Source organism: Streptomyces sp. NPDC031274 (genome assembly GCF_055570235.1).
In genome coordinates this window covers 1-1,035 of sequence record NZ_JBVIHP010000488.1, presented here as the reverse complement: position 1 = coordinate 1,035, position 1,035 = coordinate 1, and the positions used below count along the sequence as shown (strand labels likewise).

1 protein-coding gene and 1 pseudogene are annotated in these 1,035 nt (G+C 64.9%); both read right to left on the bottom strand.

Features of this window, described 5'->3' with window-relative positions:
- Positions 1-280: 280 nt before the first annotated feature.
- Positions 281-760 carry an immunity 26/phosphotriesterase HocA family protein gene (locus ACZ5CR_RS47385; RefSeq protein ID WP_468870281.1) on the bottom strand — a complete coding sequence of 160 codons (480 nt, stop codon included), beginning with the start codon at positions 758-760 and terminating at the stop codon, positions 281-283.
- 76 nt (positions 761-836) lie between these two features.
- A pseudogene (locus ACZ5CR_RS47380) lies at positions 837-1,035 on the bottom strand (hypothetical protein); the annotation flags it as partial.

Sequence of the window (1,035 nt, the reverse complement as noted above, 5' to 3'; positions counted from 1 at the left end):
CCGGCCTATGCCCGGCAAGCACCGCCTCCAGCGAGGTCCGCTGCACGTCGGGCAGGTACTCGCCGAGGAGGGACTTGCCGCGGGCTGTGTTCCCCATCGCAGATCCAGCTTCGCTCAACGATGTCGTACGTCCACGTCTCGGCACCCCACATGGGTGCCCCTCCGTCAAACGCAGGGCCAACGCCTCGCAAGCGGGCAGGGCGCCTGTGCGACCAGTGCTTTGACGACCGGGGCCAATACGGCCTTGAGCTTCGCCGGCGAGAACAAGGACTTGGACTTCCTACTTCTCCGCCCGCAGGTTTCCCACCACGGGATTACCGGCCAGCGCCGAGTCGACTTCGTGCTGGAAGTATTCGAAGTTGGACAGGGCGAAGACGCCGCAGGGGTCGGCGCGTTCGGAGATGCGGCGGTCATTCTCGTCGACGTAAGCCTTGGGGTACGCGTCATAGAAGCAGTGCTGCTTCAGGAGATCGTCCGGCGTCAGTTCCGCGTGCGCCACCGTACGGAAGTAGCCCTTGTACCAGACCCAGCCCAGGGTGAAGAAGGGCGGCATGAGCAGCCGGTCAGGCGTGAGCTGCGTCAGATCAGGAGTCTGATCGGCCGACGGAACGTCGTAGATGTACGCGAGGATGCCGCCAGGGAACCGCGCCTCCCGAGTCGTCTCCCCCATCTTGACAATTCGACCGAAGCGATGGCTCTGGTCCTCCAGTCGCAGCACGAAGATTTCGCCCGGCGCACGCTGCCTGCGCGGCCCCTTCATCTTCCTCAGCGGCATAGGACACATCCGTACCTCAGAGTCGCAGCGAGCAGGACAGAGGCCCAGGGCCCTGCCATCCCTACTCCGCGAAGCGGAAGGTAGACGTCACCGCGTCGAAGATGTCGAAGAACGACTCCGCCAGGTCCAGGACCTGGCTGCTGCCCGCCACCAGTGCGACCTTGCCCTCCTGGCCCGGCACCGGGATGAACGTCTGCATCAGTACGACCCGGATGGTGCGGTCGTCGCCGGGGACCGAGACGTCCTCGATGCCGAAAGTC

Coding starts and splice junctions, on each gene's coding strand:
- ACZ5CR_RS47385 (WP_468870281.1), bottom strand. CDS start 760: ATGAAGGGGCCGCGCAGGCAGCGTGCGCCGGGCGAAATCTTCGTGCTG.